General features: G+C 63.2%; 23 protein-coding genes, 1 pseudogene and 1 CRISPR repeat array (1 of these 25 running past the window's edge). Of the genes and pseudogenes, 9 read left to right on the forward strand and 15 right to left on the reverse strand.

Annotated features, from left to right (window positions below):
* Positions 1–610: direct repeats of the CRISPR family, unit length 28 nt; unit sequence GTTCGCTGCCGCCCAGGCAGCTCAGAAA (it extends 6,629 nt beyond the left edge of the window).
* A 74-nt stretch (positions 611–684) separates the two neighbouring features.
* Complete coding sequence (locus tag Q2K57_RS08305) at positions 685–1,608, reverse strand: glycerophosphodiester phosphodiesterase (protein ID WP_304526617.1); 924 nt, start codon at positions 1,606–1,608, stop codon at positions 685–687.
* A gap of 245 nt (positions 1,609–1,853) precedes the next feature.
* Here Q2K57_RS08305 and Q2K57_RS08310 point away from each other — a divergent pair, with 245 nt between their 5' ends.
* Positions 1,854–2,102 (forward strand): hypothetical protein, encoded by a 249-nt coding sequence (locus Q2K57_RS08310; RefSeq protein WP_304526618.1) that lies wholly within the window; start codon positions 1,854–1,856, stop codon positions 2,100–2,102.
* 199 nt (positions 2,103–2,301) lie between these two features.
* Here the strand turns inward: Q2K57_RS08310 and Q2K57_RS08315 are convergent, their stop codons facing one another.
* The 5 genes from Q2K57_RS08315 to Q2K57_RS08335 all read right to left on the reverse strand — a co-directional run bounded on the left by Q2K57_RS08315 (position 2,302) and on the right by Q2K57_RS08335 (position 7,937).
* Entirely contained in the window at positions 2,302–3,558 is a 1,257-nt protein-coding gene (locus Q2K57_RS08315) for a dicarboxylate/amino acid:cation symporter (protein WP_304526619.1), read from the reverse strand.
* Positions 3,559–3,703: 145 nt separating this feature from the next.
* Positions 3,704–4,435, reverse strand: coding sequence for a dienelactone hydrolase family protein (locus Q2K57_RS08320; RefSeq protein ID WP_304526620.1), 732 nt, complete (start codon positions 4,433–4,435; stop codon positions 3,704–3,706).
* A gap of 113 nt (positions 4,436–4,548) precedes the next feature.
* Positions 4,549–4,860, reverse strand: a complete 312-nt coding sequence (locus Q2K57_RS08325) for a hypothetical protein (RefSeq protein WP_304526621.1) — start codon at positions 4,858–4,860, stop codon at positions 4,549–4,551.
* Positions 4,861–5,251: 391 nt separating this feature from the next.
* A complete protein-coding gene (gene typA / locus Q2K57_RS08330) occupies positions 5,252–7,081 on the reverse strand; it encodes a translational GTPase TypA (RefSeq protein WP_112056105.1) in 1,830 nt (609 codons plus the stop codon).
* A 316-nt stretch (positions 7,082–7,397) separates the two neighbouring features.
* Positions 7,398–7,937: a hypothetical protein gene (locus Q2K57_RS08335; RefSeq protein ID WP_304526622.1), complete on the reverse strand. Its 540-nt coding sequence runs from the start codon at positions 7,935–7,937 to the stop codon at positions 7,398–7,400.
* A gap of 640 nt (positions 7,938–8,577) precedes the next feature.
* On the opposite strand from Q2K57_RS08335, the gene glnA reads away from it, so the two are divergent.
* The 6 genes and pseudogenes from glnA (at position 8,578) to Q2K57_RS08360 (ending at position 15,216) form a co-directional block, all read left to right on the forward strand.
* Entirely contained in the window at positions 8,578–9,984 is a 1,407-nt protein-coding gene (gene glnA, locus Q2K57_RS08340) for a glutamate--ammonia ligase (RefSeq protein ID WP_112056107.1), read from the forward strand.
* Positions 9,985–10,163: 179 nt separating this feature from the next.
* Positions 10,164–10,877 carry a DUF4124 domain-containing protein gene (locus tag Q2K57_RS08345; RefSeq protein ID WP_304526623.1) on the forward strand — a complete coding sequence of 238 codons (714 nt, stop codon included), beginning with the start codon at positions 10,164–10,166 and terminating at the stop codon, positions 10,875–10,877.
* A gap of 206 nt (positions 10,878–11,083) precedes the next feature.
* Positions 11,084–12,148, forward strand: a complete 1,065-nt coding sequence (gene glnL, locus Q2K57_RS08350; RefSeq protein ID WP_304526624.1) for a nitrogen regulation protein NR(II) — start codon at positions 11,084–11,086, stop codon at positions 12,146–12,148.
* A 52-nt stretch (positions 12,149–12,200) separates the two neighbouring features.
* Positions 12,201–13,610: a nitrogen regulation protein NR(I) gene (gene glnG, locus Q2K57_RS08355; RefSeq protein WP_112056111.1), complete on the forward strand. Its 1,410-nt coding sequence runs from the start codon at positions 12,201–12,203 to the stop codon at positions 13,608–13,610.
* Positions 13,611–13,643: 33 nt separating this feature from the next.
* Positions 13,644–13,789 (forward strand): annotated as a pseudogene (locus Q2K57_RS18350) (helix-turn-helix domain-containing protein); the annotation flags it as partial.
* Positions 13,790–13,878: 89 nt separating this feature from the next.
* Complete coding sequence (locus Q2K57_RS08360) at positions 13,879–15,216, forward strand: deoxyguanosinetriphosphate triphosphohydrolase (RefSeq protein WP_304526625.1); 1,338 nt, start codon at positions 13,879–13,881, stop codon at positions 15,214–15,216.
* A gap of 31 nt (positions 15,217–15,247) precedes the next feature.
* Here the strand turns inward: Q2K57_RS08360 and Q2K57_RS08365 are convergent, their stop codons facing one another.
* Positions 15,248–16,078, reverse strand: a complete 831-nt coding sequence (locus Q2K57_RS08365) for a RimK family alpha-L-glutamate ligase (protein WP_304526626.1) — start codon at positions 16,076–16,078, stop codon at positions 15,248–15,250.
* 385 nt (positions 16,079–16,463) lie between these two features.
* Between Q2K57_RS08365 and Q2K57_RS08370 the strand changes: the two genes are divergently transcribed.
* Positions 16,464–17,291 (forward strand): ribonuclease I, encoded by an 828-nt coding sequence (locus tag Q2K57_RS08370; RefSeq protein ID WP_304526627.1) that lies wholly within the window; start codon positions 16,464–16,466, stop codon positions 17,289–17,291.
* A 120-nt stretch (positions 17,292–17,411) separates the two neighbouring features.
* On the opposite strand, the gene Q2K57_RS08375 is transcribed toward Q2K57_RS08370, so the two are convergent.
* Positions 17,412–18,323: a nuclease-related domain-containing protein gene (locus tag Q2K57_RS08375; protein WP_304526628.1), complete on the reverse strand. Its 912-nt coding sequence runs from the start codon at positions 18,321–18,323 to the stop codon at positions 17,412–17,414.
* A 174-nt stretch (positions 18,324–18,497) separates the two neighbouring features.
* On the opposite strand from Q2K57_RS08375, the gene Q2K57_RS08380 reads away from it, so the two are divergent.
* Positions 18,498–19,382, forward strand: coding sequence for an NAD-dependent protein deacetylase (locus tag Q2K57_RS08380; protein WP_304526629.1), 885 nt, complete (start codon positions 18,498–18,500; stop codon positions 19,380–19,382).
* Positions 19,383–19,389: 7 nt separating this feature from the next.
* Here the strand turns inward: Q2K57_RS08380 and Q2K57_RS08385 are convergent, their stop codons facing one another.
* The 7 genes from Q2K57_RS08385 to Q2K57_RS08415 all read right to left on the reverse strand — a co-directional run bounded on the left by Q2K57_RS08385 (position 19,390) and on the right by Q2K57_RS08415 (position 25,872).
* Positions 19,390–19,764, reverse strand: coding sequence for a translation initiation factor Sui1 (locus Q2K57_RS08385; RefSeq protein ID WP_112056116.1), 375 nt, complete (start codon positions 19,762–19,764; stop codon positions 19,390–19,392).
* Between the two features lie 192 nt (positions 19,765–19,956).
* On the reverse strand, positions 19,957–20,640 hold the full coding sequence (locus Q2K57_RS08390; RefSeq protein ID WP_112056117.1) for an HAD family phosphatase: 684 nt from the start codon (positions 20,638–20,640) through the stop codon (positions 19,957–19,959).
* Between the two features lie 319 nt (positions 20,641–20,959).
* Entirely contained in the window at positions 20,960–21,628 is a 669-nt protein-coding gene (locus tag Q2K57_RS08395; RefSeq protein ID WP_304526630.1) for an HAD family phosphatase, read from the reverse strand.
* Between the two features lie 70 nt (positions 21,629–21,698).
* A complete protein-coding gene (locus Q2K57_RS08400; protein ID WP_112056119.1) occupies positions 21,699–23,006 on the reverse strand; it encodes a TRAP transporter large permease in 1,308 nt (435 codons plus the stop codon).
* On the reverse strand, positions 23,003–23,614 hold the full coding sequence (locus Q2K57_RS08405) for a TRAP transporter small permease (RefSeq protein ID WP_112056120.1): 612 nt from the start codon (positions 23,612–23,614) through the stop codon (positions 23,003–23,005). The genes Q2K57_RS08400 and Q2K57_RS08405 overlap by 4 nt, the downstream gene beginning before the upstream one ends.
* Before the next feature lie 58 nt (positions 23,615–23,672).
* Complete coding sequence (locus tag Q2K57_RS08410; protein ID WP_112056121.1) at positions 23,673–24,683, reverse strand: TRAP transporter substrate-binding protein; 1,011 nt, start codon at positions 24,681–24,683, stop codon at positions 23,673–23,675.
* Between the two features lie 100 nt (positions 24,684–24,783).
* Positions 24,784–25,872: a LacI family DNA-binding transcriptional regulator gene (locus Q2K57_RS08415; RefSeq protein WP_112056122.1), complete on the reverse strand. Its 1,089-nt coding sequence runs from the start codon at positions 25,870–25,872 to the stop codon at positions 24,784–24,786.
* Positions 25,873–25,900 lie beyond the last annotated feature (28 nt).

Below are 25,900 nucleotides of genomic sequence, written 5' to 3' on the forward strand. Positions count from 1 at the left end.
CAGAAATGCTGGTGGCAGACATGCCGCTCGCCCTGGAGGTTCGCTGCCGCCCAGGCAGCTCAGAAACCATATTCGTCAGGGCACCCTCAATCGTGTCGATGTTCGCTGCCGCCCAGGCAGCTCAGAAATCAGCAATGGGCGTGCCGTTACTTCAGTCGAATGTTCGCTGCCGCCCAGGCAGCTCAGAAAATGACGACGCAGATATTGCGCGAGGCGGCATTGTTCGCTGCCGCCCAGGCAGCTCAGAAATGAAGATCAGGGACGCTACTACGCCAAGTTCAAGTTCGCTGCCGCCCAGGCAGCTCAGAAAAGGCCGGCCAGATGCTCACGCTTGATCATCGCGTTCGCTGCCGCCCAGGCAGCTCAGAAAATCCACGCCCCATAGCGAACGCCGACGCCGTAGTTCGCTGCCGCCCAGGCAGCTCAGAAACGGCCGCAATGGAACAGATGGCACCGAGACGCGTTCGCTGCCGCCCAGGCAGCTCAGAAAAGGACCCCTTCACCGCCTCCGCCTCCGATGTGGTTCGCTGCCGCCCAGGCAGCTCAGAAAAAGTGGCTCGCCGAGAACCGCCAGCGCCAGCCGTTCGCTGCCGCCCAGGCAGCTTAGGTATCCATGCAAAGGCCGGCCCGGGAGAGAGCTCCCGGGCCGGTTTTATGCGTGCGAGCGCGAGATTGGGTGCGGGTTCAGTCCACGATGGCGTTCAGGCGGTCGGGGAAGTTGGTGAACATGCCGTCGACGCCCCAGTCGATCAGCCGCTGCATGTCTTCCGGTTCGTTGATGGTATAGGGATGCACCAGCAGGCCGTTGGCGTGGGCTTGGTCGACGAAGCTGGCATCCATAACGTCCCGGTCTTCGTAGGTGACGTTGGGGCCGATGCCTACGGCGTAGTCGGCGATGGCCTGAAAGTCGGCGTCGGTGATCTCAGCGGGGGCCGGGGTCACGCCGGTCCATTCGACGAGGCCGTCGCTGTCTTCAGTGGTGGAGTACCACACCAGCTGCACCAGCGGGATGTCAGGGTTGAGCGCATGGATCTGCTGCAGGCTGTCCTGGCTGAACGATTGGATGATCACGGAGCCGGCATCCACGAGGCCTTCTGCTTCAAGCGTCTCGACCAGGGCGCGCTGCAGGTCGGGGTAGCGTTCGGGCGACTTGGTCTCGATGTAGTAGCGCACGTCGTCGCCGTAGCGGTCGATCACTTCGTCCAGGGTCAGCAGCTGGGCGCCGGCGTAGGCGTCATCGGCGCGCTCGGGGTGAGCCTGGTTGAACCAGGAGCCGGCATCCAGGGCCTTGAGCGCTTCAAGGGTGTGATCCTTTACGTTGCCTTCGCCGTTGGTGGTGCGATCCAGGGTGTCGTCATGAATCACCATCAGCCGGTTGTCGGCGCTCATGTGAAGGTCCAGCTCGAGGTAGTCAGCGCCCATGTCGCGGGCTTTGTCGTAGGCGGGCCAGGTGTGCTCCGGGGCGTAACCGCTGGCCCCGCGGTGGGCGATGATCTGGAAGCCCTGAAGGTCGGTGAGCTGTTGTTCGAGCGCGTCGGCCTGGGCGGCGAGCGGGGTGATGCCAAGCGCGAGGGTGGCGGCGAGCGGTAGACGAGGAAGGTGTTTCATGAGGATTCTTTTATTGAATGTTCGTGCAATAACCTAGCCCTCCTGTAGCGCATTGGCAACGTCAGGCTAGGCCAGGCAAGAAGGTCTGCCTGCTGATGCACGGCGACACGCCGAGCGTAGGCGATGATTGAGTAGCGTTTAAAAGAAGGGCCGGTGAGGGCTGATGACGTTGACAGAATCCGTAGGGATGCCTAGATTGCAAATGACAATCGTTATCATTTGCTAGTCCTGTCAAGGAGAGCGTCATGCCCTATCAGATCGATACCCGTCTCAAGGGAGCCAATCCTAGCCTGCAGATTCGTGATTCAAGCTCTGGCTCTGTGCGCCTGGCCTGGGAATACCCGCGTCGCGCCTCGTCTGATGGTGAAGACGAGGAATTGTTGGCGCTCAAGCGCGAGGAGGCGATTCATGAACTGTTCCGCCGGCTGTTTCTGCTAACCACGGAGCAGTACCTGAAAGGGGAAGCAGGCGAAGGAGAAGGCACGTGGATGTGAACGGCCTATTGAGAGTGCACTGCGCCCGGTACGTGGGCGCGGCGACTCGGCAATGTCTGAAAAAGTACTGCGCTCGTCCATGCGGCGTTAAAAATCGGCTCAAGATGCTCATTTACACCCCGTAAACTCCGCTCTTTCGCCGATTTTTGCCTTGTCTGGCCTTCGCTCGTCGACTTTCCAGACACAGCCTAGGCGCTGATCAGCTTTTGTGGCGGGTGTTGTAGACGGTTTCGTCGAGTTCGCCTTCGCTCTTGCCGACTAGGGTGGTGACCATCAGGTCGCCGGCCACGTTCACGCTGGTACGTGCCATGTCGAGGATGCGGTCGATGCCGGCAATCACGGCGATGGCTTCCAGCGGTAGGCCGATCTGGGCCATGACGATGGACAGCATGACGAGCCCTGCGCCGGGCACGCCAGCGGTGCCGATGGAGGCCAGGGTGCCGGTGACGATGATCATGCCGTAATCGGCCATGCTCAGGTCGACGCCCAGCAGCTGGGCGATGAATACCGCCACCACGCCTTGATAAATGGCGGTGCCGTCCATGTTGATGGTGGCGCCAACCGGCAGCACGAAGCCCGCCACGCCTTCGGAAACCCCCAGGTTCTTTTGGGCGCAGCGCAGCGAGACCGGCAGGGTGCCGGAAGATGACGCAGAAGAGAACGCGACCACCAGGGCGTCGAGAATGCCCTGCAGATAGCGCAGCGGGTTCAGGCGGCCGAGCAGGGCCAGCAGGCCGGAGTAGACCAGCAGCACGTGCAGCACGCTTGCCAGGTAGGCGACGCCGATGACCTTGGCCAGGGGCAGCAGCACGTCGAGGCCATAGCTGCCGGCCACGTGGGCGATCAGGCCGAACACGCCGAAGGGCGCAAAGGCCATGACGATGTTGGTCAGCTTGACCATGGCCTCGGCGAAGCTCTCGAAGACGCGCACGGTGGGCTCGCCTTTCTCGCCGGTCAGGGTCAGGGAGATGCCAAGGCCGATGGCGAAGACGATGATCTGCAGGATATTGCCGCTGGCCAGGGCGTCGATGGGGTTCTGGGGCACGAGCCCGACCAGAATGTCGATTAGGCTCGGCGCCTCCTTGGCCTCGACGCCGGATTCGAAGCTCATCTCAAGCCCGACGCCGGGCTGGAATATCCAGGAGGCGAGCAGGCCGATAGCGATGGCGAAGGCCGTGGTCAGTAGGTACAGGGCGATGGTGCGTGCCCCGATGCGCCCCATTTTCTGGGGATCGCGCATGGCGGTGATGCCGACTACCAGGGTGGAGAACACCAAGGGCACGATCAGCATCTTGATGGCATTGATGAAGATATCGCCAAGGGGTTTGAAGATGCTGGCGTCCTTGCCCATCAGGGCGCCGGCGAGAACGCCAAGTACCAGGCCGGTGAGGATTTTCTGCCAAAGCGGGATGCGCTGCCAGGCATTGTTGCCGGAGGCAGTGGCTTGATGCGACACGTCAGACTCCTTTCTGTGTTGTGGTTGTACAGTGGTGCTTGATGCTGCAAACCAACGATATTACAGGAAGGAGTTTGGGTTTATTTGCTGATAGGTAATAGATTTTTCTGTCGATGAGACATGTCGAATGACGCCACGACAGCGGTTATAGCACTTCCTCGAGCAGGTCCTTGAAGGCGGCCCAGGAGTGCTGGTCGGCGCGAGCGTCGTAGCGGTCGCTGCCCAGCACGGTGAAGGCATGCGGGGCGCCGGAGTAGATCTGTATCTCGTAGGTGGCGTTGGCGGCTTCAAGCTCCTGGGATAGGGCGGCGACCTGGTCCATGCCGATCGACTCGTCGGCGCCGCCATGAGCCACCAGCAGTGGCGGCATGTCGGCGGGGTAGGCTTGGCCTTCGGGAGTGGCGAGGCCGCCATGGAAGGTGGCGTAGCCCTTGATGTGCTCGGCGAGGCCGGAGCGAGCCAGCTCGAGGACCACGGCGCCGCCGAAGCAGTAGCCCATCACCACGGTGTCGGTGGCGCCCAGTCGCTGCGCCTGGGCGAGTGCCGCCAGGGTGCGCTCGCGCATGGCCTCGCGGTCTTCGTAGAGCTTGGCGGTCTCGGCCTTCTTGGCGTCGGTATCCACCGGGCGGTTGCCGGCGCCGTAGAGGTCGGCGGCGAAGGCGTCATAGCCCTGCGCGGCCAGCATGTCGGCGCGGCGGATCTCGTAGTCGGTCAGCCCATCCCAGTCGTGAATGATCAGCACGCCGCCCTTGGGCTCGCCCTGGGCGGCGGCGTGGTAGCCCTGATAGGGCTGGCCGTTGATCTCGTAGTCGACGGCCTGACCGGCCAGCGCCGGAGCGGCAGCGACACTCAGCAGCAGCGAATAAAGGGCTTTCATGGCGAACCTCCGGGGCGGAGCAGCGACATCGCTGCTCACGGCAGTCAGGACGATCTGGTCAATACGAGCTTGGCCAATACGAGCCTGGTCATTATGCGCTTAGCCAAGCCGGGCTAGTCGTCGTCATCGGGTAGCGTTGACTCGATGGCACGCATGGCGTCGGGCAGGCGCACCATGTCGCCGATGCTGAGTTTGCCGTGGGCCTGCTTGCGCTCGCCGGTGCGCGGGTTGGTCAGGGCGACCACTTCGCCGATGCTGGTGTCGCCGTCGACGAAGGCCTCGACCCGCACGCGGGCGGTGATGCCATGGTAGTGGCCGGTGATGATGCTGCCCGGGTGCGGCTCGACGTACTCGTCTTGGGTATTGGCGTAGAAGGCGAGCACGCTGTACTTGCCGGGGTCATCCCATTCCACGTGCTTGTGCATCTTGGCGCTCCTTATCGGGCAATGAACTCGGGGTTATTAACTCTTGGATATCAACTCTTTGTCATTAACTCAGGGCCATGAGTTCAGGGAATGAATCTGCTGCGACGTGCGTCTGGCGTATGGGCGCTTCGCCTGGCCGGACGCTCTTCTTGGATAGTACTTATCTTAGTGCTTAGCTTACCCCCTAGATTAGCACTTAGCTTACCCCCTGGATTAGCCCGTAGATTAGTACTTAGCTTGGTACTTAGCTTAGTACGTAGCTCAGCCCTTAGATGAGTCATTTTTGCGACCAACGAAAAAGCCCACCGCAAGCGGTGGGCTTTGTTGATCATGGCGCTGTGCGCCGTGACCTTCAAGGGCGACGGCGCTCCGAAGAGCGCCGGGGCGTAAGTTAGCCCTTCTTGGCGCGCTTGCGCTCGTTTTCCTTGAGGTGCTTCTTGCGCAGGCGAATGTGGTTCGGGGTGATTTCGACCAGCTCGTCGCTGTCGAGGAACTCGATGGCCTGCTCGAGGGTGAAGCGAATCGGCGGCGTCAGCACGAGGTTCTCGTCGTTGCCCGAGGCGCGCATGTTGTCGAGCTTCTTGGCCTTGGTCGGGTTGACCACCATGTCGTCGGCGCGGTTGTTGATGCCGATCAGCATGCCTTCGTAGACCTCGGTGCCGTGCTCGACGATCAGCTTGCCGCGATCCTGCAGGGCGAAGAGGGCGTAGGCCAGGGCCTTGCCGGGGACCATGGAGACCAGCACGCCGTTGCGACGCTCGATGGAGGCATCGGGCTTGAGCTCGCCGTAGTGATCGAAGCGGCTGGTGAGGATGCCGGTACCGGAGGTCAGGGTCAGGAACTGACCGCGGAAGCCGATCAGGCCACGTGCCGGGATGATGAAGTCCAGGCGCACACGACCCTTGCCGTCCGGGTTCATGTTGGTCATCTCGCCCTTACGGTAGCCGAGCTCTTCCATGATGGAGCCCTGATGCTCCTCTTCACAGTCGATGATGACTTCTTCGTAGGGCTCCTTCTTGACGCCGTCGATCTCGCGGATGATCACTTCGGGGCGGCCCACGGCCAGCTCGAAGCCTTCACGACGCATGCTTTCGATCAGCACCGAGAGGTGCAGCTCGCCACGGCCGGAGACCTTGAACTTCTCGGGGGTTTCGCCCTGCTCGACGCGCAGCGCGACATTGTGGATCAGTTCCTGCTCGAGGCGATCCTTGATGTTACGGCTGGTGACGTACTTGCCGTCGCGGCCGGCCATCGGCGAGTCGTTGACCTGGAAGGTCATGGACACGGTCGGCTCGTCGACGGACAGCGCCGGCAGTGCTTCGACGTTGGCCGGATCACAGATGGTGTCGGAGATCGCCAGGGCGTCGATGCCAGTGATGCAGACGATGTCGCCGGCGGTGGCCTTTTCGGTCTGCACGCGCTCGAGGCCCATGTGGGTCATTACCTGGCCGATCTTGCCCTTGCGGGTGCTGCCTTCCTTGGTGATGACGCTGACCTGCTGGCCGGGGCTGATGGCGCCGCGCTTGATGCGGCCAAGGCCGATGACGCCGACGTAGCTGTTGTAGTCCAGCGCGGAAATCTGCATCTGCAGCGGGCCGTCGAGTTCGACCTTGGGCGGCTCGACGATATCGACGATGGCGCGGAACATCGGCGTCATGTCGTCGGCGAGGGTTTCCGGCTCTTCACCGGCGACGCCGTTCAGGGCCGAGCAGTAGATGATCGGGAAGTCGAGCTGCTCGTCGCTGGCGCCGAGGTTGTCGAACAGATCGAAAATCTGGTCGATGACCCAGTCCGGACGTGCGCCGGGGCGGTCGATCTTGTTGACCACGACGATCGGCTTGAGGCCCTGGTCGAAGGCTTTCTGGGTCACGAAGCGGGTCTGGGGCATCGGGCCATCGACCGCATCGACCATCAGCAGCACGGAATCGACCATCGACATCACGCGCTCGACCTCACCACCGAAGTCGGCGTGTCCCGGCGTGTCGACGATGTTGATGTGGTAGTCGGTGTCGGCGGTGGTGTCGTGCCAACGGATCGCGGTGTTCTTGGCCAGGATGGTGATGCCGCGTTCTTTCTCCTGGTCATTGGAGTCCATGATCCGCTCTTGGCCTTCGGCCTTGCGGTCGAGGGTGCCGGACTGACTGAGGAGCTTGTCGACCAGGGTCGTCTTGCCGTGGTCAACGTGGGCGATGATGGCGATGTTGCGAAGATTCTCGATCACGAAGGGATCCTGCTGCGAAAATTGGGCGACATTATAGTATCCGGGCCGGTGCCCCTACCAGCGCGGCGCGCGAATTCTCGCCGCGGTCAGCACCAAGTCCTTGATACCCAGCGCTTGAATCCTTGGCCTGGATGCCTTGAATCAGGGCGACATCCGGCATAGGCGGACCCGATCGGCGTTGGCCGCACGACACGAAGGACGTGATTGACACGTGGAGAGGGACCAGGCGGGGATCAGAACGGGCGCGAGGGTGATCCGGGGATACTCTCTTGAACTCGTCTTTAACTCGTTGCGTTGCTCATTGAGGAACGCGGAATTATAGCGATATTTCCATGATACGCGCATGACAAGCGCGCAGACGCTCCACCAGGTCTTCGTGAGCGGTGTCGTCGAGGCCGGTATCGAAGCCTCCGATGCGCTCGAACCACTGGCGGGCGATGCACAGGGTACCGGGTGGGGTGGCGACATGCCACAGCCGCCGCAGGGTCGTTATCAGTGCGGGGGTATGGGGCTGGAAGGTCATGGCATCCCATTGCTGATGCTCTAGCAGGTTGTCGACCTGGCTGAGCCAGCTGCTGCGTAGCCGTCCGTGGGGAGAGAGAAAGACCAGGATGTCGGCAGAGGTGATGCGGGCGATGGCGTTGCCACGGGCGCCGAAGGTGGCGTGATCGCAGACGGTGAAACGGCCGCCGAAGCGTCGGCTCAGCGTCGCCAGGCGTGCGTTCTCGGCGGTGCCGATGACCTGGATGTCGACCCGCGCCGGATGCCGGCGCACGGCTTCGTTGAGGGTGGCCAGGCAGCGTGGCAGTTGAGCGCCCATGAGCCTGGAATCAACGATAATGCTATAGGCCTTCATCTGCGGTGACGCTCCTGCGTGGATTTGGGCAACGCGCTCATGGGGGCGTATCGCGGTGTGGGATGTCACCGGCTCCAGGCATTTCGGGCAACGAAGGCGCCAGGCTGCACCTTTGCTGTGTAATAAAGTGTAGCTTTGAGTTTCATAAGGTAGCAATACTATCTTTAGCTGATATGACCGGGGTCCGAGGGCTTGGTTCGACTCATTCAAACTGGTGGGACGGCTCAACGTGGCACGCGGCGTCACGGGTGTGATGTTTTGGTGCATGCCCGGTTAATTGTGTTCAATTTTGGTGCATAGAGTGCGCCAGCAAGACGAGAGACGCGTCCAAAAAGGCGAATAATGGGGTCTTTTCGTTGGTGGTGATCAGGAAAAAGTCATTTTTAATCAGCCGGTTATTCCTTTCCTTTGTCCGCTATGCGCCATTTTGGCACGTCCCCTGCATTATACTTTCCAGTGACATTTTGCAGTGACATGACACCTTTCATGTCCTGTACCGGCGACCATGGGCCTGAGGCCTTTGGCATGGTACAAACGATTCGGTCCCGTTTTGCTATAGCGGCGGGCCCGAGGCACGTAACGACCTCGCCGGGCACGCACGCCAACCACAAGAGCCATCGCTCATCCTCTGGAGGACACCATGTCTGAGAAGACCCTCGCACTGATCGAAGAACACGACATCAAGTGGGTAGACCTGCGCTTCACCGATACCATCGGTAAAGAGCAGCATGTCACCATTCCGGCGCACTCCGTGGACGAGGAATTCTTCGACAACGGCCAGATGTTCGATGGTTCTTCCATCTCTGGCTGGAAGGGCATCAACGAGTCCGACATGATCCTGCGCCCGGAAGACGGCAGCGCCTACCTGGACCCGTTCACCGAAGACGCCACCCTGGTGCTGCGCTGCGATATCATCGAGCCGGCCACCATGCAGGGCTACGAGCGTGATCCGCGCTCCATCGCCAAGCGCGCCGAGGCGTACCTGCAGTCCACCGGCCTTGGCGATACCGCCTTCTTCGGGCCGGAACCCGAGTTCTTCATCTTCGACGAAGTGCACTGGAAGTCCGATATCCAGGGCTCCATGTACAAGATCACCTCCGAAGAAGGTGCCTGGGCCACCGACAGCGTCGTCGAAGGCGGCAACCTGGGTCACCGTCCGCGCGTCAAGGGCGGCTACTTCCCGGTCCCGCCGGTGGATAGCTTCCACGACATGCGCGGCGCCATGTGTAACACCCTGGAAGCCATCGGCCAGAGCGTCGAAGTGCACCACCACGAGGTGTCCAACGCCGGCCAGAACGAGATCGGGGTCAAGTTCAACACCCTGGTCAAGAAGGCCGACGAAGTGCAGTCCATGAAGTACGTGATCCACAACGTGGCTCACGCCTATGGCAAGACGGCCACCTTCATGCCCAAGCCGCTGGTCGGTGACAACGGTTCCGGCATGCACGTCCACCAGTCCTTCTGGAAAGACGGCGTCAACCAGTTTGCCGGTGACGAGTACGCGGGCCTGTCCGAAATGGCGCTCTACTACATCGGCGGCATCATCAAGCACGCTCGTGCCCTGAACGCCTTCACCAACGCTTCTACCAACTCCTACAAGCGTCTGGTGCCGGGCTTCGAAGCGCCGGTGATGCTGGCCTACTCGGCGCGTAACCGCTCCGCGTCCATCCGCATTCCCTACACCGCAAGCCCGAAGGGCAAGCGCATCGAGGCCCGCTTCCCGGACCCGACCGCCAACCCCTACCTGTGCTTCTCGGCGATGCTGATGGCCGGCCTCGATGGCATCAAGAACAAGATCCATCCTGGCGATGCCATGGACAAGAACCTCTATGACCTGCCGCCGGAAGAGGGCAAGGCCATTCCCACCGTCGCCGAGAGCCTGGACCAGGCCCTGGACGCGCTGGACGCCGATCGTGCCTTCCTGACCGAAGGTGGCGTCTTCACCGACGACATGATCGATGCCTACATCGAGCTCAAGGAAGAAGACGTCGAGCGTCTGCGTATGACCACGCATCCGGTCGAGTTCGACATGTACTATAGTTGCTAAGAACAGCTGCTAAGAACAGCTGCTGATTGCCGCCGCCGGCTCAATGGCCGGTGAGCTGGTTAGTCGCCCAAGGGGGCCGCTCACGCGGCCCCCTTTTTTGGTTACACTCGGCGTAGCCAGTAGCCAGTAGCCAGTAGCCAGTAGCCAGTAGCCAGCCGTCGACCCAGGGAGAGCAAGTGATGCTAAGCGTCAGGAGAGTCGCCACCGGCGCCATGTCGGCGGTCTGGCCGGAGAAGGGGCCGTTGAGAATGCTGCCGTTGAGGACGCGGTCGAGAGTGATGTCGCTGGCGGTCGCGTCCTTGCTACTCGTCCTGGTGCCCGTCATCGCGTCGGCGGCCACGGTATACCGCCACGTCGACGAGCAGGGCAACGTCAGTTACTCCGATCGTCCGGATAGCGGCGAAGCGGTGACGCTTTCCCCGCTGACCGTGGTGCCGGCGACCCCCGATGCGTCTTCGTCGTCACTCAGTAGTAGCCCGCGAAGTAGCGCACGCAATAGCAACAGCCAGCCGGCGGCACCTCCCTTCCTGCCCTATTCGACCTTTCGCATCGCGTCCCCCAAGAATGAGCAGACGCTGCCGACGGGCTATGCCGGCAATGTCCAGGTCGAGCTGTCGATCGAGCCTGAGCTGCGTGACGATCATCGGGTGCGCCTGTTGGTCGATGGCCAGATCAGCCAGTCGGCGATGCACTCGCCGGTGTTCATGGTGACCGGCCTTGAACGCGGCGAGCACCAACTGGTAGCCGAACTGCTGGATGCCGATGGCCGGGTGCGCCATCGCAGTGAGCCGGTAACGCTCTTCGTGCAGCGCGCCAGCGTCAACCTGCCCCGCAATCCGAATAACCCCAGCAATTCCGGCAATGCTGGCGGCTCAAATAGCGCGGCGCCATAATCGGCGCCACGCTTCTTGATTCCCCTCTGCTTCCTCGCCGCAGCAGTCGCTTATGGTGAGGCCTGCGGCGACAGTGGACATGGTTTTGCACTAACATGGTGCAGTCAATGATGACTCTTGTTTCTCTATGGCTGTAATGGCGGCCTTGTGCAGGCTGGCGCGGTTCTTGCACAGCTATAGGGAATGCTGACCGAGCGAAGTGCACCATGTACCAACGTCTGCTGGAGCATCTGAGTGCGGCCGTCCTGTTGCTGGACGGCGGTCTCCGGGTGCGCTGGATGAATCCTGCCGCTGAGGCACTGCTGGCCGTCAGCCTCAAAAGGGTTCATGGCACCTGCCTTGAGCCTCTGGAAGGTATCGACGGCGCCATTTCCGGCGTGCTGTGCAAGGCCCGCGATGAGCTGCACCCGTTCACCCAGCGTGAGGCGGTGCTGACCACCGGCAGCGGCGAGGTGGTAACCGCCGACTTCACGGTGACGCCGCTGTCGAAAGAGGAGCTGCTGCTCGAGATCGAGCCTCGCGACCGCCTGATGCGCATCTCCCGCGAGGAGGCGCTGATCGCCCGTCAGCAGACCATCAAGACCCTGACTCGCGGGCTGGCCCACGAGATCAAGAATCCGCTCGGTGGGATTCGCGGCGCGGCACAGCTGCTGGAGCGCGACCTGCCGGACCCGTCGCTTAAGGAGTTCACTCGCGTCATCGTCGAGGAGGCGGATCGGCTGCGTGACCTGGTCGACCGCATGCTTGGCCCCAACCAGCCGGCCCATGATGCGCTCTTCAACATCCACAAGGTGCTCGAGAGAGTGCGTTCGCTGATCACCGCCGAACACCCGCAAGTGCGGCTGGTGCGGGACTATGACCCCAGCCTGCCGGAGCTGCAGGGCGACGAGGCGCGAATGATTCAGGCGGTGCTCAACATTGCCCGCAACGCGGTCGAGGCCATGGGTGATGCCGGTACCAAGGCCCCGAGGCTGACGCTGCGCACCCGCGCTCGGCGCCAGTTCACTCTCGGTACCGAGCGCCATCGGCTGGTCTGCGAGGTGGCGATCATCGACAACGGCCCGGGCATTCCCAAGTCGCTGCGCGAGACCCTGTTCTTCCCGATGGTGTCCGGTCGCGCCGAGGGCAGCGGTCTGGGGCTGTCGATCGCCCAATCCATCCTGCACAAGCACCAGGGGCTGATCGAATGCGACAGCGAGCCGGGTGCCACCGAATTCCGGTTACTGGTGCCGCTGGATGCGCCGCCGCAACGCAAGGAAGCCCGAACATGATGGGCACTAACGTATTTCTCACTGCTTACGCCCTGACCCCGCTGGAGGCATCATGACCGAACCCGCGCGTATCGTTATCGTCGACGACGACCGTGCCATCCGTTGGGTACTGGAGCGCTCCCTGGCGCAGCCGGACCTTTCGGTCGAAAGCTTCGAGCGCGCCGATGCGGCGCTGGCCAGCCTCGAGGCATCGCCGCCCGATGTGCTGGTCACCGATATTCGCATGCCGGGGCTGGATGGCCTCGAGCTGATGGCGCGGGTCCGCGAACGACATCCGGATATGCCGGTGATCGTGATGACCGCTCACTCGGATCTCGACAGCGCCGTGGCGTCCTATCAGGGCGGTGCCTTCGAGTACCTGCCGAAGCCCTTTGACGTCGACGAGGCGCTGGCGCTGGTGCGCCGCGCCGTGGCTCACGCCCGCGAGCGCCAGCGGCCGGCCGAGGCGCCAGAGGGCCTGAGCGCCGAGATCATCGGCGAGGCGCCGGCGATGCAGGAAGTGTTCCGCGCCATCGGCCGGCTCTCGCACTCGAACATCACCGTGCTGATCAACGGCGAGTCCGGTACCGGCAAGGAACGTGTCGCCCAGGCGCTGCACCAGCACAGCCCGCGGGCCGGCAAGCCCTTTATCGCCCTGAACATGGCGGCAATTCCCAAGGACCTGATGGAGTCCGAGCTGTTCGGCCACGAGAAGGGCGCCTTCACCGGCGCCGCCGCTCAGCGCCGGGGACGCTTCGAGCAGGCCGACGGCGGCACGCTGTTCCTCGATGAGATCGGTGACATGCCGCCGGATACCCAGACTCGCCTCCTGAGGGTGCTGGCCGACGGCGAATTCTACCGGGTCGGCGGGCATGTCTCGGTGAAGGCCGACGTGCGCATAATCGCCGCCACTCACCAGAATCTTGAGACCCTGGTCAGCGACGGGCGCTTTCGCGAGGACCTGTTCCACCGCCTCAACGTGATTCGCGTGCACCTGCCGACCCTCGCCGAGCGCCGCGAGGATATTCCGCGCCTGACGCAGCACTTTCTCGCCGAGGCGGCCAAGGAGCTTTCCACCGAGGCCAAGGTGCTGACCCCGGAGGCCGAGGCGCACCTGACGCGACTGCCCTGGCCGGGCAACGTGCGCCAGCTCGAGAACACCTGCCGCTGGCTGACCGTGATGGCCTCCGGGCGCGAGGTGCTGATCGACGACCTGCCGCCGGAGCTTCGCACAACCGAGGGCACCGAAGTGGCCGCCGGCGACTGGCGCAGTGCCTTTCGCGAGTGGGCCGACCGCGCGCTGGCTGCCGGGCAGACGCATCTGCTCGAAGAAGCGGTGCCGGATTTCGAGCGCATCCTCATCGAGACCGCGCTAAAGCACACCGGAGGGCGTAAGGGTGAGGCCGCCGAGCTGCTCGGCTGGGGGCGCAATACCCTGACCCGGAAACTGAAGGTGTTGCTGCCGGCGCTGGCCGACGACTGAGGGCAGAAGGCGGTGCCGCTTGCCAAGGTTCACGAGCGCATCCTCATCGAGACCGCGCTAAAGCACACCGGGGGGGCGCTCTCCACAAGATCGGTGAAGCCGCCTAGCTGCTCGGCTGGGGGCGCAATACCCTGACTCGGAAACTGAAGGTGCTGCTGCCGGCGCTGGCCGACGACTGAGAGCAGTGAACGCCGTTGCGTGCCGTGGTCGGCACTGGCCGGGTGGCGAGGGGGGTGCCAGAATGGAGGCCCTGACCTGAGGAGGCGTCATGACGCTGATGCACTGGGAACGCCTGCTGGACCCCCACCGGCTTAACGACAAGCCTCGCGCATCCCGCGAGGAACTGGGCCGTAGCCCGTTCCACAAGGACCATGACCGGATCGTCTTCTCCGGCTCCTTCCGGCGCCTGGGGCGCAAGACGCAGGTGCATCCGCTCACCGACAACGACCATATCCACACCCGCCTGACCCACTCGATGGAGGTTGGCTGCGTGGGCCGTAGCCTTGGCATGATCGTTGGCGAAGGGCTGCGTGAGCGGCTGCCCGACTGGATTACTCCCGCCGACCTAGGGGTGATCGTGCAGGCGGCGTGCCTGGGGCACGACATCGGCAACCCGCCCTTCGGCCATGCCGGCGAATATGCGATACGCGATTGGTTCAAGCGCGCCGAGGCCGATGGCCTTGGCTATCTCGAGGAGCTATCGCCGCTTCAGCGCCGCGACCTGCTGACCTACGAGGGCAACGCTCAGGGCTTTCGCATCGTCACCCAGATCGAGTACAACCAGTTCAACGGCGGCATGCGCCTGACCGGGGCGACGCTTGGCACCCTGCTCAAGTACCCCTGGACGGTGGAGCACGGCGGCGGGGCCGGCAAGTTCGGCTGCTACCAGTCCGAGCGCGAACATCTCGCCGAGGTGGCTCAGCGGCTCGGCCTCAAGCAGCGCGACGACTGGGCCTGGTGTCGCCATCCGCTGGCCTATCTGGTCGAAGCGGCCGACGACATCTGCTATGCGCTGCTGGATCTCGAGGATGGGCTGGAGATGGGGATTCTGCGCTTCGATGAGGTCGCCGATATCCTGATCCAGATCGCCGGCGGCGAACCGGAGGACTATCACGCCATGAGCGAGCAGGGTGTGTCCCAGCGTCGCCGCATCGCCGCGCTGCGTGGCGCGGCCATGGAGCGGGCGGTGAATGATGTCGGTGCGGTCTTCGTCCAGCATGAGCAGGAAATGCTGGCAGGAGCCCTCAACGATGACCTGCTGGAACTCTGCCACCCGGATCTCGGCTGGGGTGTCAGCGCCGCCAAGCAGCTGGCCCGTGAGCGCATCTTTCAGAACGAGCGCAAGGCCAAGCTGGAGATCGGCGCCTACACGACTCTCGGTATCCTGCTCGAGGCCTTTATCGGCGCCGCCCATGAGCTACACACCACCGGGCATTCGACCTTCAAGCACCAGCGGGTGCTGGCGCTGATCGGCGAGAATACCCCGCGGCCGTCCTGGAGCCTCTACGACAGCTACCGGCGCATGCTCGATTTCATCGGCGGCATGACCGATCACTATGCGGTGGACCTGGCCCAGGAAATGGGCGGCCGTTTGAAAGCCGACTGATCGTGGCGCCGGCCGCCTCGGCAGGCGCGCCTCAAGCAGTCATCTTGAGCGGCGGTGCGCCGTCCGGATCGCGTTCCGGGTCCAGTTCTGGATCCAGGTCATTGCCAATCCCCAGCACGCGCTGGATGGCAAGGCCGATGCGCTTGCTGCTGTCGACGATGCCTTGATTGCCGAACAGGCGGTTGAACTCGAACACGTAGGGATGGCCGTCGACCATGGCGATGTCGAAGCCGGCATGGTCGATATCGAGTTCCCGGGCCAGGCGCAGCGCCAGAGCAGTGGCCGCTTCGGGGATGTCATCATGCTCGACGCGACCGCCCTGGCTGACGTTGGCGCGATAGCCGCCGAGCGGTGTGACCCGCCAATAGGCAGTGAGCACCTCGCCGCCGACCACCACGATGCGCAGGTCACGATCGACCGGCAGTCGCTGTTGGGCGTAGAGCACCGGCTCGTCCTCGATATGCGCCTCCAGCGCCTCGCGGCAGTCGATCAGGCTGACGCCGTCACCCATCGAGCTCTTGATACGCTTGGCGATGAAGGGATAACCGAAGCGTGCCTCGACAAGGTCCAGCGAGGCACGCGACGTGCCGAGGATCTCGGTAGGTGGGACATGCTCTGGGCAAATCGCCATGAAGGCGCGCGTCTGTTCGACCTTGTTGTGCCCCAGGTGATAGCTGGCCAGGCTCGGGAAGATGCGCGCCTTGAGCCCATAGACCAGGGTGTGCACCTGCCAATAAGCCGGGAACAGCAGCCAGTCGGCCGCCTGGATCTCGTCGAGATGATCGTACATACGCTCGGGCTTGATGTAGCGAACGCCGGCCAGGCCCAGGGTGCGAAAGACGTCGAACGTGATTATCTTCATGAGGTAAGTTTCGTTAACTCCTGTGAACGGCGCGGATTATTGTCCGAGCGATCTGGGTCTGGCAAGCATTATCGATCATTGTTTGATAACCCCTTGAGACGCCTGTTAATCCCATTGACGCTTTACCCCTGTACCCTTTGACTGAGCTTTCGCGGAGCGAGCTAACTCGGAATTCGCTAACGCCAAGCCAGTTACCCTTGAGCCAGTGACCCTTGAGCTAGTGATCTCTGAGCCAGTGACCCTTGGAAGAGGAGCGAGCATGCCTAGATGCCTGACTTGGCCCGTTCAGCGTAGCGGGCCGACACGCTCCGCGCTGCCTGGCCTGTCGTTGAGATTGTGGTTGAGATTGTCGTTGAGATTGTCGCTGAGATTGTCGCTGAGATTCATGCTGTTGAGCCTGTCGCTCGGCCTGTTAATCGCCCTGGCCATGAGCGGGCCGGCGATGGCCCGTTCAGACGCTTCGACAGTCGAGCCTTCTGAGCCTTCCGCGCTTTCTTCCCTTGCTGCGCTTTCCGGTACGCCCGGCGGCTCGGACTTCGCCCACTACACCCTGGCGCTGACCTGGCATCCCGGTTTCTGTAGCACCCGCCGCCAGCCGCCCCGGGAGTGTCGTGACGCCTCGCTTTCCCGAGGCGCGGCGGATGGCTTCGTGCTTCATGGCCTGTGGCCCTCGCTGCCGGCGCGCTTTGCCGCGGATGGTGTGGTACGCGAACAGTGGTGGCGCCAGGGCTGCTTCATCGAGTCGTCGCGCGCAAGCGGCAGTTTCTGCCGTGCCCATCCGCCTTTCCATCTGCCAAAGGCGTTGGATCAATCACTGGATCGTGCCATGCCGGGGCGGGCGAGCTGTCTGGACCGCTATCAGTACGCCAAGCACGCGGCCTGCCTGGCGCTGCCGGTCGATGACTACTTCGCCGCCGCCGTGGCCTTGCGTGAGACGGTCAATGCCAGTGTCTTTGGGGACTTCGTCAATCAGCATCGTGGCGGTGAGGTCGCGCGTAACGCGCTGATCACTGTCTTTGAAGCCGCCTTTGGCGAGGGCACGGGGCGGGCACTGCGGCTTGAGTGCGGGGGGCGCGGTAACCGAGTGCTCACCGAGATTCGCATCGGCATTGCCGCCGAGCGCCTGGCGGCCTTTCCCGCCGCGGACAGTCTGGTGTCGCTGGGGCGGGGACGGTGCGCGACCCGGGTGCGCGTGATGGCCGGTGACCAGTAGCGGCCTCGATCGTCATATAAAGGACGGCGGCAAGGGCTATCGCGAAGAGCCGAGAGCGAGAGCCCTGGAGCAAGAGCCCTGGAGTGAGAATCCTAGAGTGAGAGACCTTGAGCGAGAATCCTAGAGCGAGGGCCCGGCAAGATGCGCGGGCAGCAGGTGAGTGCCCCGGCGCATCAGCGCCTGGTTGATGCGCTCATGAAGCTCATCGGGCAGCGGCGCGAGCCGGGTCTCGGTGATCAGGGTGGCGAGCCGGTCGCCGTCGACTACCTGAATATCCGCCGGGGCGTCGCTAGTGTCGATGTCCCAGCCTGGCAGGGCGAGGATGCCGGCCACCGGCACCTCGGTATCGCATTCACGGCTCAGCCAGTGGCGCAGCCAGGCCGCGGCCTGGCGGGTCTTGCGCAATGGCTGGCGCTCGCTCCAGCCGGGGAAGCGCAGCCGAGTGCCCTCTACCGCGACCTGCGTCTGCGGCACGCCGCGTGCGTTCAGGGGCTGAGTGCGTGCGCGGGTCTCGACCACGAAGACGCCATGGGGCGTGACCGCCACGTGGTCAATGGTGTAGGTGTCGGCGGGGATATCGTGGAAGATAAAGAAAGGATGGGTCTCGGGGCGAATCAGGCGTTGCAGTTCTTGGCCCACCGCCAGTTCGCAGGCGAGCCCCAGCTTGAGGCGGCGAATGCGCTGAAAATCACTGATCAGGCGCAGACAGCAGATCAGCACCAGGGCCGTGCTGAGCCCGCCGTAAAGCGACCATTCGAGCCAGTTCTGGCGGTCGGCGAAGAGCATTCTCCCCATGCCGTAGACCATCGGTGCGAGCACCACGATCGGGCCCAGGGCGCCGTCCAGGAATAGGCCCGCGAAGGCGTGGTCGAGTCGGTCGCGCAGCGCCTGGCCGGGGCCTCGCAGCGGATGGGCATCGAAGGGCGAGCTCACTCGGGCGTCGTGCAGATTGCGCAGCGCCACCACGCTCACTGCCATGGCCGCGAGCGGGAAAAGGAAGATCAGCGGTAGCAGGTATTCCAGCCAGGCCATCGAGGCCTCCTTGCCCGAAAGGATGCGAGAGATTCATTCTAGAGGGCCGCGGTAGTCGAGACTATGGCCCAGGCCTTAGACAGGCCATCAATCGTCGCGATCAATCATCCGCAGCGACTTGCGAACAGTATCGATCGATCAACCGAAGCGTTCTATCAACCCTAGAGAGAGACCATGCTCCCGTCATCTCCTACGTACTCAAGGGGCCATGATGCCATCGCCGGTCAAGTGGATGTCGCGGCGCTAGCGGCCTTCGTGCGAGCCCACCCGCGGTTGGTGGTGCTGACCGGCGCCGGCGTCAGCACCGAGAGCGGCATTCCCGACTACCGTGACGCCGCCGGTGACTGGAAGCGTCCGCCGCCCATGCAGCACCAGCGCTTCATGCAGAGCCACGCCTCCCGTCAGCGCTACTGGGCGCGGGCCCTGATCGGCTTCCGTGCGCTCAGCGATGCGCGTCCGGGGCCGGCGCATCATGCCCTGGCCCGGCTCGAGGCCCTGGGCCATGTGCATACCCTGATCACTCAGAACGTCGATGGCCTGCATCAGCGCGCCGGTAACCGGCGAGTCATCGACCTGCATGGCCGGGCCGAGCTGGTGCGCTGCATGAGCTGTCAGGCGCTGCGCATGCGTCACGATCTGCATGCCGAGCTCAAGGCCCATAACCCTCACTGGCTCGAGCTCGACGCCGCGGCGGGGCCGGATGGCGATGCCGATCTGGAGGTCGACTTCTCGGACTTCCGGGTGCCATCCTGCGGTCGCTGCGGCCAAGGCGTGCTCAAGCCGGACGTGGTGTTCTTCGGTGACAGCGTGCCGACTTCGCGCGTCGAGACGGCACTGGCTGCCGTGAGTGACGCCGATGCGTTGCTGGTGATCGGTTCGTCGCTGATGGTCTACTCGGGCTATCGCTTTGCCCGGGCGGCGGCTCAGCAGGGTACACCGATCGCCTGTCTCAACCTCGGCCGTACCCGGGCGGATGAGCTGTTTGCCCTCAAGCTCGAACAGCCGATCGGCGCCACGCTTGCCGCGCTGGTCGCGGCTCTCGAGGCGTCGCCAGCCTAGCCTGTGCCTAACCGCCGGCCAGCTTGACCTTGTACCCCTGAGCTTCCAGGGCGTCCTTGAGCGCATCTCGCTGGTCGCCCTGGATCTCGATGATCCCGTCCTTGACGGCGCCACCGGTGCCGCAGCGTTTCTTGAGGGTCTTGGCCAGAGCCTTCAGCTCGGCCTCTGGAAGCGGCACGCCGTCGATGGTGGTCACGCCCTTGCCCTTGCGACCGCTGGTCTCGCGGCGGATGCGCACGATGCCATCCAGGCCGGCGAGGCGCTCGCGTTCGGCCAATGCTTGGCACTCGCAGTCGTTGATCGGCTGTCGGCAGTCGGGGCAGGTCTCACCATGCTCGGTGGAATAGACGAGGCCGCGCAGTTGATCGTGCAGGGAAGCCATGTCGCGCTCCTGACGGTGAAGAATGTATGCCGCCATGATAGCGCAGCATCGGGCACGACTCATGGGGTGGCTTATCCACACCCCCTTTTCTACACCCCCCTTTTCCGCAGCCACTTACCCACAGCCCTTTGCGAGCATCGAAGGCTATGGGCAGTTGGTGAAGCGTGATGAGGTAAAGGAGAGGTGCAGGCGTCAGAGTGACAGGCTGGCGACCGCCTCATGAGCCAGATGGGCGATCACGGTGGGCAGCTGGTGCATGTTGCTGATCTGGATCGCGCCTTCCGGCGTGGTCTCCACGTCCGGGAAGCGGTTCAGGTGAATCACCTGCATGCCGGCGGCCAGGGCTGCCTTGACGCCGACGATGGCATCGTCGATGGCGATGCACTCGCGTGCCTCATAGCCCATCAGGGAGGCGGCATGCAGGTACAGGCAGGGGTCGGGTTTCCAGCATTGAACGGTATAGCCGCTGATCAGCCGGTCGCCAAAGTAGTCGCTCAGGCCGGTCGTCTTGAGGCCGGTGCGAATCTTGGACTCCGGCCCGTTGGAGACCACTGCTCTGGGGTAGCCGGCCAGCGCGTCCAGCGCCTCGCGAACGCCGGGCAAGGGGGTGAGCTCGCTGGCCAGCCTTTCGGCCAGGCGTGCGCGCATGCCGCTTTCGCCGAGACGGAGAGCGTCGGGGTCGATGGCGCCGTGGCGGCGCTGCAGTTCGGCAACGATATTCATGAAGCGGGCGCCGCGGAACTCACCCATGTAGTCACTGGATGCGAAGGGCAGGCCAAGCGCCGTCAAGCTGTACGCCATCTCGGCGGCCAGCAGGGGTTCGCTGTCGACCAAGGTGCCATCGCAATCGAACAGCAGGCATCGCGGAATTGTCATCGCCGATCCTCTGAGGCAAGACAGGGGGACATCATACCAATGTTACAACTATCGGCACGTCTCGCCGGAGATTGAATAGCGGCGTGCCGGGCCATATCGGCAGTATAGCCAATTTTTGAACAGTGTTCTTTAATTCGTGACTTTAAGATAGCCTCGCCGCGAGCACGGTGGTTTAGTCACTATATTAGTTTATGCCATACCACTTGGATCGCTGGGCGTCGCCGTGGCATAGAGGGGAGACGCGTGCCCTTTGGGGGCCACGACACGCTGCCGATATCACTCGGCAGCGTTCATGGGACAGGGGGAGGCCTCGGAACGGTCAGGCGCTTTGACGGGACAGGGTGTCGATCACGGCAGGCAACTCGCGGGCATGGTGAATCGCGTGGGCGCCCGCGGGAGTGCTTTCCTGGTCGGCAAAATGGTTGAGGTGCACGACCTGCATGCCGGCGGCGAGCCCGGCTTCAATGCCCACCGCGGCGTCGTCGATGACCACGCAGCGCTCGGGCGGATAACCCATGGCCTCGGCGGCCTTGAGGTAGAGCGCCGGGTCGGGCTTCCAAACGCCCAGGGTATAGGCGCTGAACAAGTTGTTGTCGAAGTGGTGTGCCATCTCGGTGCTTTGCATGGCGCAGCGGATCTTGGCCTCGGGGCCGTTGGAGACGACGGCCTTGGGATGCGCGGAAAGCGCTTCCAGCGCGAGTGGCATGCCGTCGATCGCCAGAAGCTCGTTTTGCATGCGCGTCGCCATGCGCTCCCGCATGGCGGCTTCCATCGCCGCTAGTTGCGTCTCGCCGAGTGCACCAAAGCGCGTCTCGAGCTCCTGGACGATCGACAGGAAGCGCACGCCACGAAATTCGTCCATGTACTGACGGGCGGTAAAGGGCAGGCCGAACGGGGTGAGAATTTCGGCCATGACCTCGGCGAGCAGAATCTCGCTATCGACCAGGGTGCCGTCGGAGTCGAAGAGCAGGCATAGGCGGTTTGGCATGGGAACCTCTCGGCAGAAACATGAATGGGCCCCCTGCGCGAGGGCCCATGGCCTGAATGACGGCGTTAAATCACACGAAGTCAGGCGCGACCAGGCGCGGAATGGCCAGCACCAGGTCAGGATAAACGATCAACAGCACGATGACGGCCAGCATCACCGTCAGGTAGAGCATCGTGGTGGCCAGTGCTTTCAGCAACGGAATGCCACCGATCTTGGCCGAGATCATCAGGCACAGGCCATAGGGCGGGGTGATCAATCCCAGGCCTAGCGCCATGACGCCGATGACCCCGAATTGTACGGGATGTACTCCGGCCTGCATGGCCAGTGGCTGAAAGATGGGCGCCATGATCGCCATGGCCGGCAGCGAGTCCATGAAGGTGCCGATCACCAGCATTACCCCCGTCATGATCAGCAGCAGCACGACCGGGTCGCTGATGCTAACGCCGGCCATCAGCTTGGGGGGGATTTGGTAGAAGCTGATCAGATAGCCGAAGATCGCCGCACCGACCAGGCTGAACAAGGACAGCGAGCATAGCCGCACGGTATCGGTAGAGGCGTTGAGCACCTGTCGCACGCTGAGCTCACGATAGACCACGAAGCCCAGCGCCAAGGCATATAGCACGGCGATGACGGCGGCTTCGGTAGGTGTGACCAGCCCAAGCGTGATGCCGCCGATGATCACTACCGGAATACCCGCCGCCAGCAGGCCATCCTTGCCGGAGCTCATTAGCTCGGACAGTGAGGCACGCTTTCTCACCGGTACCTGGTAACGGCGCACATAGCCCATGTTGAGCGCCAACTGGGTGACGCCGATCATCACGCCGGGCAGGATGCCACCAAGAAACAGCCCGGCGATCGAGGTGTTGGTCAGCGCGCCCCAGACGATCATGTTGATCGACGGCGGGATGATGATGCCCATCACGGACGAGGCGGCGGTGACCGCGACGGCGAAGTTGACCGGATACCCTTCGCGCTTCATGGCCGGAATCAGCACAGTGCCGACACCGGCGCTATCGGCAGTGGATGAGCCGGAAACGCCGGCAAACAGCATGCTGACGAGGACGTTGACGTGGGCAAGGGCACCCTTCAGGTGACCCACCAGACGCATGCAGAGGGTGATCAGGCGATCGGTGATGCGAGCCGCATTCATCAGGTTGCCGGCCAGCAGGAACAGCGGCACGGCCAGCAGCACGAAGGAGTCCATGCCGTTGTACATGCGCTGGAACATCACCCAGTAGGTTAGCCGCGGGTCGAGGGTGATGACGCCGACAGCAGTCAGCACCAGGGCCATGGCGATCGGCACACCGGCGATGATCAAGACGCCGAGCAGCCCGAACAGCAGCCACGGCAGCACGAAGATCCAGTCCATGGGGATCATGAAGCGCTCCTGTCAGGGTCGTTAAGGGCGGGGGCAAGCTCACCGAGCTCGGCGCCATGCGGATCAGCGGACTCGGAGATCGAGTCGATTTCGCTTGGCGTATTGAGGGCCGCCTCCATGCTCTCCATGCCTTCATGCAGGGCATGCAGCAGCCGCTGGGCGCTGAACAGTGAGATGAAGATGCCGCTGATAAGGAAGGCCGAATAAACATAGACCATTGATAGGCCAGAGGCGGTGGCGTGGCGTCTGAGGCCGGACAGCGCGAAATCCTTGCCGTAGACGATGAAAATGATCCCTACCGCCAGGCAGGCCAGATCCCGGATCCAGCGGGTGATCAGATCGGCCCGTGAACCACGAGGGAAGGCCTCCAGCACAAAGTGATCCGCGTGCAGCACGCCCACCGCAGTGCCCAGCATGATCATCCACTGGAAGGCAAAGCGGCTGAATTCTTCGGTCCAGTAAAGCCGTGGCAATAGCGGCAGGTTGCGGCTGACAATCTGGTAGATAATCAGCGCAATGAAACCGGTCAGCAGAGCCAGCAGAATCAGGTGTAGACCGCGCTCCAGGAGTCGGTTGAGGCGAGACAGGCCGTGAATCAGTGTCGGCATGACGCTGTCCTCGGTTGGAAAGTGAGGAAGGTGCCGGGGCTTGGCCCCGGCACAGGCGTTAACCGGCGTTAATGATCTTCTGGTGGAGCTCGGTCAGCCCCATGTCTTCTATCACCTTGGTGAGCGGCGCCTTGACGATTTCCTGCATGCGCTCGCGATCAAGCTCGTGGAGCGTCGCACCCTCTTCAACTAGCTGGTCCAGAGCCTCGGCGTCCTGCTCGAGCTGTACCCCACGGGCGTAGGTGGCGGATTCCTGCGCGGCCTTCATGACGGCCTGTTGTGCATCGGCGTCGAGGCGGTCCCAGGTCATTTCCGACATGGTCAGCAGGCGCACGGTGATATCGTGCTGCGAGAGCCCGATATGGGGCGCCACCTCATGAAAGCGCATGCGCTGGATCCATTCGGCTTCATTGAGCAGGCCGTCGATGGCGCCCAACTGAAGGCCGGTGTAGATCTCTTTCCAGGCCATCACGGTGGGCTCGGCGCCCAAGGCCGACCAGGCGGTGATCAGGGGCTTGGTGGGGTTGGTGCGCAGCTTCATGCCTTCCAGGTCATCGAGGCTCTCGAGCGGCCGAGTGCTGACGATCTGGCGTTTGCCGCCGCCGAAGAAGGCGAGCACCTTGACGCCAGTTTCGTCCTCGATCTTGTCGGCGATCTCGCGACCCACCGGGCCGTCGAGTACCGCCCGCCAGTGGTCGACGTCGCGATACATGAAGGGAATCGAGAAGACATTGGCGGTGGGCGAAAAGTCGGTAATCAACCCTGGGTTGATGATCGACATGTCCAGCGCCCCCGCCATCTGCTGTTCGAACATCTCGGTTTCATGGCCGAGCACGGAGTTGCCGAGGATCTGCACGCCGATCTCGCCATTGCTGTTCTCGCCGACTAGTTCCTGGAATTTCTCGGCCCCCAACTGATAGGCGGTGTCGTCGGTGCCGCCGTGTCCAAAGCGGAGGTCGAATGCCTGAGCGGCGCCCGCCATGGCCATTGCCGCTGCGAGCAAACCGCCGGTGAACAGGCCGCGCTTCATGGAGTGCTTTGTTTTTGGATCGATCCAGTTCCGGGTCATATTGCTACCTCGCTGAGAGTTCGTTGTTGTCGTTGCTGGTCGTGGTTATGTCGTGGTTAGACGCCGCCGGCAGTGATCGCAACCAGCGGTTGGGGGCTGCTCAGGCGATCGAGTCAGACGTGGTTGGCGATGCGGAAATCGTTGCCTGGGATGCGTTGCCGCAGGATTCGCGGACCTGAAGCCGCGGGGCCAACACGACCTGCTCGCGGGCCCCGTCGGGATCGGCGATGCGACGCAGCGCGAGGCGTGCGGCTTCTTCGCCGATGGCATAGGGATGGGTGGCGACACTGGTCAAGGCCGGGTCGCTGAGCGCGGCCTCCTCGACGTCATCGGTGCCGATTACCGCGCAGTCAACGCCGGGGGTCAGGCCCATTCGCTTGAGGCCGAGCATGGCACCGAAAGCCATCAAATCGTTGTGGCAGATCACCGCCGTGGGGCGGGGTGTTTCCTGCATCAGCGTTTCGATTAGCTCGAGGCCTGCACGACGCGTCACCTGTCCGCGCATTAGGCGCTGATAGGCGAGGTTGTGATGGGAGAGGGCCTCTGAATAGCCCTGCCAGCGCTCCTGGGTCGCCGAGTGTTGGGCATGGCCGCCGAGAAAGGCGATGCGGCGATGCCCCAGGCCGACCAGGTGGTCGACGGCCTGGTGTACGCCGCGGGCGAAGTCACTGCTGGTATAGTCGAAGGGCGGCTCGCCGATATGGCGCAGAACCTGCACACAAGGCAGCGACCAGTTGGCCAGGGTATCGATCAGCGAAGGAGGAGTGCCTTCGGCCGGACACAGCAGGATGCCGTCGACGCGATGCTCGCGCATGCGCTCAAGGAAGCGCTGCTGGCGTTCCGGGGAGTCCTCACTGTTGGCCAGGAAAGAGACGTAGCCCTCGCGATTCAGGGCCGCATCGATGCCTGCCACCATGGCGCCGAAGAAGGGGTTGGCGATGTCGTAGACCACCACGCCGAGCGTTGCAGTACGGCTGCCGCGCAGCGCGGCGGCACCGCGATTGTAGACATACCCCAGTTCCTTGATGGCGGCTTGAACCTTGAGGCGGGTGCGATCGGCGACCAGTGGGCTTTCGCGTAGCACCAGCGACACCGTCGAGCGCGACACCCCGGCATGTGCGGCGATATCTTGCAGCGTGACGCTGCTGGAATCGCGGCGGCTCGAGGGGTGGACGGTGTCTTGAACCATGCGGTGCTCCATCGGGGCTGAGATAGGT

The sequence above is a fragment of the Halomonas sp. I5-271120 genome (genome assembly GCF_030553075.1).
Lineage (GTDB): Bacteria > Pseudomonadota > Gammaproteobacteria > Pseudomonadales > Halomonadaceae > Onishia > Onishia taeanensis_A.

Bases quoted from the DNA above. Each gene is read 5' to 3' on its own strand.
- Q2K57_RS08305 (WP_304526617.1), bottom strand. From the start codon at position 1,608: ATGAAACACCTTCCTCGTCTACCGCTCGCCGCCACCCTCGCGCTTGGC.
- Q2K57_RS08310 (WP_304526618.1), top strand. From the start codon at position 1,854: ATGCCCTATCAGATCGATACCCGTCTCAAGGGAGCCAATCCTAGCCTG.
- Q2K57_RS08320 (WP_304526620.1), bottom strand. From the start codon at position 4,435: ATGAAAGCCCTTTATTCGCTGCTGCTGAGTGTCGCTGCCGCTCCGGCG.
- Q2K57_RS08325 (WP_304526621.1), bottom strand. From the start codon at position 4,860: ATGCACAAGCACGTGGAATGGGATGACCCCGGCAAGTACAGCGTGCTC.
- Q2K57_RS08335 (WP_304526622.1), bottom strand. From the start codon at position 7,937: ATGAAGGCCTATAGCATTATCGTTGATTCCAGGCTCATGGGCGCTCAA.
- glnA (WP_112056107.1), top strand. From the start codon at position 8,578: ATGTCTGAGAAGACCCTCGCACTGATCGAAGAACACGACATCAAGTGG.
- Q2K57_RS08345 (WP_304526623.1), top strand. From the start codon at position 10,164: ATGCTAAGCGTCAGGAGAGTCGCCACCGGCGCCATGTCGGCGGTCTGG.
- glnL (WP_304526624.1), top strand. From the start codon at position 11,084: ATGTACCAACGTCTGCTGGAGCATCTGAGTGCGGCCGTCCTGTTGCTG.
- glnG (WP_112056111.1), top strand. From the start codon at position 12,201: ATGACCGAACCCGCGCGTATCGTTATCGTCGACGACGACCGTGCCATC.
- Q2K57_RS08360 (WP_304526625.1), top strand. From the start codon at position 13,879: ATGACGCTGATGCACTGGGAACGCCTGCTGGACCCCCACCGGCTTAAC.
- Q2K57_RS08365 (WP_304526626.1), bottom strand. From the start codon at position 16,078: ATGAAGATAATCACGTTCGACGTCTTTCGCACCCTGGGCCTGGCCGGC.
- Q2K57_RS08370 (WP_304526627.1), top strand. From the start codon at position 16,464: ATGCTGTTGAGCCTGTCGCTCGGCCTGTTAATCGCCCTGGCCATGAGC.
- Q2K57_RS08375 (WP_304526628.1), bottom strand. From the start codon at position 18,323: ATGGCCTGGCTGGAATACCTGCTACCGCTGATCTTCCTTTTCCCGCTC.
- Q2K57_RS08380 (WP_304526629.1), top strand. From the start codon at position 18,498: ATGCTCCCGTCATCTCCTACGTACTCAAGGGGCCATGATGCCATCGCC.
- Q2K57_RS08385 (WP_112056116.1), bottom strand. From the start codon at position 19,764: ATGGCTTCCCTGCACGATCAACTGCGCGGCCTCGTCTATTCCACCGAG.
- Q2K57_RS08390 (WP_112056117.1), bottom strand. From the start codon at position 20,640: ATGACAATTCCGCGATGCCTGCTGTTCGATTGCGATGGCACCTTGGTC.
- Q2K57_RS08395 (WP_304526630.1), bottom strand. From the start codon at position 21,628: ATGCCAAACCGCCTATGCCTGCTCTTCGACTCCGACGGCACCCTGGTC.
- Q2K57_RS08400 (WP_112056119.1), bottom strand. From the start codon at position 23,006: ATGATCCCCATGGACTGGATCTTCGTGCTGCCGTGGCTGCTGTTCGGG.
- Q2K57_RS08405 (WP_112056120.1), bottom strand. From the start codon at position 23,614: ATGCCGACACTGATTCACGGCCTGTCTCGCCTCAACCGACTCCTGGAG.
- Q2K57_RS08410 (WP_112056121.1), bottom strand. From the start codon at position 24,683: ATGACCCGGAACTGGATCGATCCAAAAACAAAGCACTCCATGAAGCGC.
- Q2K57_RS08415 (WP_112056122.1), bottom strand. From the start codon at position 25,872: ATGGTTCAAGACACCGTCCACCCCTCGAGCCGCCGCGATTCCAGCAGC.